Origin of the sequence: Aeromonas sp. HMWF015, assembly GCF_963878965.1 — a bacterium.
GTDB lineage: Bacteria > Pseudomonadota > Gammaproteobacteria > Enterobacterales > Aeromonadaceae > Aeromonas > Aeromonas veronii.
Genome location: NZ_CAWNZT010000364.1, coordinates 22,157 through 27,972, shown reverse-complemented (window position 1 = coordinate 27,972; position 5,816 = coordinate 22,157). Strand labels below are relative to the sequence as shown.

Sequence of the window (5,816 nt, the reverse complement as noted above, 5' to 3'; positions counted from 1 at the left end):
GCGATCGAGCAGCACGATGGCCAGCGACCCTTTGCGCTGGTTGGCCGAGGCATATACCCCGGGCGTCATGCCAAGGCGCGCGAATATCTCGCCGTCACTCATATCCTTGCCGCCCGCGACGCCGATGGCGACCCACAGATCCGCCTCGTCGAGCGGCGCACTCTGCCACCCCTTGCCATTGAGCTCCCGGCTTACCGCCTGCTGCATCGGCTCCAGCCACCCTTCCGCCAACTCACCGGCAAATTGATACTGCTCGGCCAGGGCGTAGCGGGGGGTTGCACCATAGGTCCAGTTGCCCATCGGGCGAACCAGCATGGTGCCGGACTCCAGCGTGGGGGCCGCCGGCCCGCTGCTGCAACCGCCAAGCAGGGCGAGCAGTGCCACAGAGAGATAAGCAAGCCGCATCGTGAACTCCTTTGAATCAGGTTATTTTGCCGGTTTCGATCAATTGCTGGATAAGCGGGCGCAGGATCAGCTCCATCGCAAAGCCCATCTTGCCACCCGGCACCACTATGGTGTTCATCCGCGACATGAATGAGCCATCGATCATCGACAGCAGGTAGGGGAAATCCACCTGCTTGATGCCGCGAAACCGGATCACCAGCATACTCTCGTCCAGACTCGGGATCACCTTGGCACTGAAGGGGTTGGAGGTGTCCACCGTTGGTACTCGCTGGAAGTTGATATGGGTGCGCGAGAACTGCGGGGTGATGAAGTTGATGTAGTCATCCATGGAGCGAACGATGGAGTCGGTCACCGCCTCGCGGGAATGCCCTCGCTCCGAGGTATCGCGGATCAGCTTCTGGATCCACTCCAGGTTGACGATGGGCACTACGCCTATCAGAAAATCCACGTGGCGCGCCACATTGTGATCCTCGGTGACCACGCCGCCGTGCAGCCCTTCATAAAACAGCAGATCGGTATTGCTGGGCAGATGCTGCCAGGGGGTGAAGGTACCGGGCATCTGGTTGAAGGGCACTGCCTCGTCAAAGCTGTGCAGATAGCGGCGATACTGGCCATTGCCATCCTGGCCATAGCCCTGGAAAAAGCTCTCCAGCAGCCCGAAGTCATTGGCCTCAGGGCCAAAATAGCTGATGTGGCGCCCCTGTTCACGCGCCTTGCGGATCGCTACATCCATTTCCGGTCGGGTGTAGCGGTGAAAACTGTCACCTTCCACCACAGCCGCGGTATATCCCAGCTGATGGAACATGGAGCGAAAGGCGTTGGTGGAGGTGGAGGTGCCGGCACCGGACGAACCGGTAACAGCAATAATGGGGTGCTTGGCCGACATGGGATTCTCTCTTCCTTGGGAATTCCGTTATAAGGTCCGGATTGCGGTTGGGTCAAGACTGCTCGATGAAGCGGTCTTTCATCACGATATTCACCGATTCGTGCAGCTCGCTATAGACGATGACTGCCTTGCCTTGCTGTAATTGCTCTCTTACCGCGTCCACTTTGACGCCAAGCGGCACATCCTGCTCCCCATACTCGGTACCTTCCTGCAACACAAAGTGTTCGATCAGGTTGGTCAGGGTGTCGCCGTCCAGTTCTTGCCAGGGAATGATCATTTAAAGGTCTCACAGCAAAAGAGGTGATCGTCAGGCTATTGTTGTGTTGAATCCCGCGAATGCAATCACTTTTTACCTTTTCACCGGAGTCTGAGAGATGTTGTCTGAAGCGCAACGCAGCGCGCCAATAACCCTGGTGGAGCATTTGGCTCAGGCCAGTCGCCGCGCGATTAGTCGCGGCATGGTGTGGTTCTGGTTACTGCAATGGCTGATGGTGTTGTTTCTTGCAATACGCTACGAAGTCTATCGACAGGCCGGTCTGGCCAGTGACAGCGCTCTTCCATGGCGTTTTCAGAGTGAGTTGGGCTTTGTCATGGTGGCGCTGTTGCTGCTGCCTGTCATCGGGTTGTTCTGCGATTATCTCAATGACAGGGCCTGGTTGCGGGCTGCCTCGCAGGTCACCCTTGTCTGGGGCTGTGTGTGGGCTGTTCATCTTTATACGTTGGGGCAGGTCGAGCTGCGAGGCGGGCTCAGTTTTTCAAATGGCATCATGCGCCTCAACCTGTTAGCCGCGATGATCGCTTTCTATCCTTCGTGGAAGGTATTTTACGGGTATGTGTTTGGCTCATTGCTGTTAGGGATATGGAATGAGCTTTACCTGCGGGTAGATTTTCCGCAGTTATACATGTTGGGATTGGGTTGTGGTCTGGTGGTGTTGGAGGTCGGCCGCCGCATGCTGCACCGCTGGTTTGAGTTGGCGATCATGCGGGAGCATGAAAATCTGACGCTGCTGCGCAAACTTGATCAGCTCGCCAAGCAAGATCCTCTGACCGGTGCCGCCAACCGGCGGCATTTCAATATCGAGTTGGACCGCGCGTTGGCCCATAGCCAGGAGAGCGGCGCTCCGCTATCGCTCATCCTGATCGATGTGGACTATTTCAAGCGCTTCAACGACCACTACGGCCATCAGGTGGGGGATATGTGCCTCAAGGAGGTGGCACAAGCGCTCAACCGTGCGGTACGCACGCCATCTGATCTGGTGGCCCGCTATGGCGGGGAGGAGTTTGTGCTGCTGCTGCCCAATACCGACCGTCAGGCGGCGGCCAGCGTGGCGCAGCGGCTGCAAGATGGCTTGGCCAGCCTGCAGCTGGAGCATCTGGCGTCCGATGTTGCCCCCTGGGTGACGGTGAGTCAGGGGATTGCCAGCACAGTGTCCGGTGAAGGGGCGAGCCAGTTGCTGGAGCGTGCCGATCAGGCGCTCTATCGGGCCAAGGAGCTGGGGCGCAATCAGTTCTGTGTTGCAGAGTGACTCTGTTCGGCAATCCAGCGACTGATCCGCTCATCCAGCCAAAACCGTGGCCGCCAGGGCGTGCCGTGCAGAAAGCCGACATGGCCGCCGCACTGGCTCAACTCATAGCGCACCGTGGGCGAGAGTTGCTCCGGCCGGGGAATGACCGCGTGTGACATAAAGGGATCGTCGGCGGCGTGCAGGATAAGGGTAGGGATGGGGATCTGAGCCAGCAGCGGTAGTCCGGAGCAGCTCTGGTAGTAGTGGGTGGCGCTGTGAAAGCCGTGCAGCGGCGCGGTAACCAGCTCGTCAAAATCGCGCAGGGTGGCAATCTGCTCCACTTGTCGAGGTTGCCAGCGCTCACTCGCTTTCTGCTGCTGGCTGATCTTGTTGAGCAGGTTGCGGCGCATGGTGCGCAGCAGATAGTTCTGATAGACCTTCGAGAAGCCCTGATTGACCCGCTCGGCGCAGCTTGCCAGTTGCAGCGGGGCCGAGACCACCACCGCCGCTTTCAATGCCGCAGGACAGCCCCGCGCCAGCAGATTGACCAACATATTGCCACCCAGTGAAAAGCCGATGGCGATCAGCGGTTTGCTCGGGAAGCGCTGGCTCAGCTCGGTAATCAGCTCCTGCGCATCACCGATGGCGCCGGAGTGATAGGCCTGCAGGTGGCGATTGGGCTCGCCACTGCAACCGCGAAAGTGCATCAGCACAGCCTCTCTGCCCTCTTGCTGCAGATGGGCGAACAATCCCTTGGCATAGTGGGAGTGAATGCTCCCCTCCAGCCCGTGAAACACCACTATCAGCGGCCGTTCATCAAGGCTGACTTCCCCGCTCCAGGCGAGGTCGACAAAGTCCCCATCCTGCAGTTCAAACCGCTCCGCCACAAAACGGGCAGGGGGGCGGCGCAGCCATTTGGGCAATATGGTCTGCAGATGAGGATTGCGTGCCCACCAGGGGGCGTGGAAGTGGCTCTCGGTCAGCATGGGGTCAGTCGGTCTGGGTCGAAGATAAGGAGGACGGGAGGCGTGTTCCTCCCGCCAGTCATTGGCTTATTTCAGCAGGCGATCGTGATGTTCGGCGCCGCGCAGCATGGCCTGGATCAGCTCATTGGCTTCGAACTTGGTCAGCGCCTCATGAGCACCCACCTGATGGGCCCGCTCCACACTGATCTCGCTGGAGAGCGAGGTGTGCAGGATGATGTAGGCCCCCGCCAGTTTGCTGTCGCTCTGTACCTCGAAGGCCAGCTCGTAGCCATCGAGCCCCGGCATCTCGATATCGCTCACCAGAATGTCGATCGGGGTCTTCTGGCTCGCCCGCGTCTGCATCAGGGTCAGAGCATCCTTGCCATTGGTGCAGACCTCATAGGGGATATTGATGTAGTCGAGGGCGGCCATCAGCTGACGGCGGGCGACCGAAGAGTCATCGACCAGCAGGATCCGCATCGGCTTGATCCGTTCCCGCTGCACATCGGTCAGTACCGGATAGAGGTGGCTCGGATCATCCGGATAGACCCGGGAGAGGATCAGCTCCACATCCAGCAGCTGGATCAGCTGGTCATTGACCCGGGTCACGCCGGTTACGAACACATTGTGACCGAGAGAGGCGGGGGGCGATTCGATATCGCGCCAGTTGCACTCGGTGATCTTGTCGATGCCCCGTACCAGAAAGCCCACCAGGGTGCGGCGGCAGTCGGTAATGATGATGAAGCTGTGGGGCATCTCCTCCTTGCTGATGGGGCGATAGCCCACCGCCATCGCCATGTCGATCACCGGAATGGTGGAGCCGCGCATATTGGCGGCCCCCAACACGGTCGGGTGCGAGTGGGGCATTGCCGTCAGTTGGGTGTAGGGCACTATCTCCTTCACCTTGAGGGTACCGATGGCAAAAGATTGTTTGGCTGAAAGGTGAAACAGCAACATGCCCTGGGATTGATTGGCTTTGCTCGTCATGGCAGATGTCCTGTTGGTCGAAACGTTGGCAGTCACTTCAGGCCTCTAGCATAAAGGATTACGGGGGGAATGGCCCTTCCTTGTTAACGACCATCTGGCAAAAAACTGGACTCATTCAGCCAATTTCGTTGGCGCATTCCATCGGCGTCCGGTTATTGATCGCCATCCTCGCCAACGCCCCATTGCTGGCAGGCCGCTTGCAACGCGGCCTCATCGGTATAACCCAACTTGCTGGCAACCTGCGCGGGCTTGCTGCCGCCCTTGAGCAATCTGAGCGCCTGCAGCAGTTGCCACTGTTGTTGCAATTCACTCCCTTCCACCGGCGCATCGGCTTGTTGTGCCCACAGTTGCAGAGACTCCGGTTGGCCATTGACCAGCGCTTGCCAGCAGGCTTGCAGCTCACCGTGACCCTGCTGGCTGATTGCGCACTGTTGCAGCTCATCCAGGATCACCTGCAGTCGCTGACCGTAGGCCCCTTGCCACTCTTTCGGACGTTGCCACAGAGCCAGCGAGTCGAGCAGGGCATCGAGCAGGGGCGTGGCCTGCAGCCAGCCAGCCTGCTGCGGCTGAGCCACGCGCAAAGAGACGCTCAGCAGATCGAAATCGCAACCGCTGAGGGGGCTGAAGGCCGCAAGGGCATCGGCGCATAGCCAGAAGCTGCTTCCTGCCGGCAGCAACAGCTCATGTTGGCCCAGTCTCAGCAGCGCGGCGCCCCGGGTGATCCGCAACAGCTGCCCGACCGGAGTTCGTTTGCGGTTGCCAGCGTGCAGGCCCTGGCAGGAAAAATGGTGATACTCGATGGCGTGATGCATGTAAAAACCCTGATATGATGCTGCCTGGAGGTAACAAATATGGAAACCAGACGTAAAAAACGCTTCATTGCCGGTGCTGTCTGCCCGGCGTGCGGCAAATTGGACAACATGATGCTGTATCTGGAGCATGGAGTCGAGAAGGTGACCTGCGTCGCCTGTGGCGATACCCAGGTACAAACACCCGCCGAGGTCGACAAGCAGACTCGCGAGGCGGAAGAGGTGATTGGGGTGTTTCGCCCCTGATAAGGGAACGGCG

At 59.2% G+C, this 5,816-nt stretch carries 8 protein-coding genes; 2 read left to right on the top strand and 6 right to left on the bottom strand.

The genetic code is table 11. The features are described from left to right. From AACS18_RS18635 to AACS18_RS18625, 3 genes are all read right to left on the bottom strand, one after another. On the bottom strand, nucleotides 1–405 hold a 405-nt coding region (locus tag AACS18_RS18635), incomplete at its 3' end, for a hypothetical protein (RefSeq protein WP_108613001.1). 16 nt (nucleotides 406–421) lie between these two features. Continuing rightward, on the bottom strand, nucleotides 422–1,291 hold the full coding sequence (locus tag AACS18_RS18630) for a phosphoribulokinase (RefSeq protein WP_005335299.1): 870 nt from the start codon (nucleotides 1,289–1,291) through the stop codon (nucleotides 422–424). Nucleotides 1,292–1,343: 52 nt separating this feature from the next. Beyond that, nucleotides 1,344–1,568, bottom strand: coding sequence for a YheU family protein (locus AACS18_RS18625; protein WP_005335298.1), 225 nt, complete (start codon nucleotides 1,566–1,568; stop codon nucleotides 1,344–1,346). Between the two features lie 97 nt (nucleotides 1,569–1,665). Here AACS18_RS18625 and AACS18_RS18620 point away from each other — a divergent pair, with 97 nt between their 5' ends. Continuing rightward, entirely contained in the window at nucleotides 1,666–2,817 is a 1,152-nt protein-coding gene (locus tag AACS18_RS18620) for a GGDEF domain-containing protein (protein WP_108613000.1), read from the top strand. On the opposite strand, the gene AACS18_RS18615 is transcribed toward AACS18_RS18620, so the two are convergent. The 3 genes from AACS18_RS18615 to AACS18_RS18605 all read right to left on the bottom strand — a co-directional run bounded on the left by AACS18_RS18615 (nucleotide 2,796) and on the right by AACS18_RS18605 (nucleotide 5,560). Then, the gene (locus tag AACS18_RS18615) at nucleotides 2,796–3,782 is read right to left on the bottom strand and encodes a hydrolase (RefSeq protein WP_108612999.1); all 987 of its coding nucleotides are present in this window, start codon (nucleotides 3,780–3,782) and stop codon (nucleotides 2,796–2,798) included. The two genes, AACS18_RS18620 and AACS18_RS18615, sit on opposite strands and share 22 nt — an antisense overlap. A 66-nt stretch (nucleotides 3,783–3,848) precedes the next feature. Continuing rightward, nucleotides 3,849–4,748: a chemotaxis protein gene (locus tag AACS18_RS18610; RefSeq protein ID WP_108612998.1), complete on the bottom strand. Its 900-nt coding sequence runs from the start codon at nucleotides 4,746–4,748 to the stop codon at nucleotides 3,849–3,851. A gap of 152 nt (nucleotides 4,749–4,900) precedes the next feature. Beyond that, a complete protein-coding gene (locus AACS18_RS18605; protein WP_108612997.1) occupies nucleotides 4,901–5,560 on the bottom strand; it encodes a hypothetical protein in 660 nt (219 codons plus the stop codon). Nucleotides 5,561–5,599: 39 nt separating this feature from the next. Between AACS18_RS18605 and AACS18_RS18600 the strand changes: the two genes are divergently transcribed. Beyond that, a complete protein-coding gene (locus AACS18_RS18600) occupies nucleotides 5,600–5,803 on the top strand; it encodes a YheV family putative zinc ribbon protein (RefSeq protein WP_005335287.1) in 204 nt (67 codons plus the stop codon). Nucleotides 5,804–5,816 lie beyond the last annotated feature (13 nt).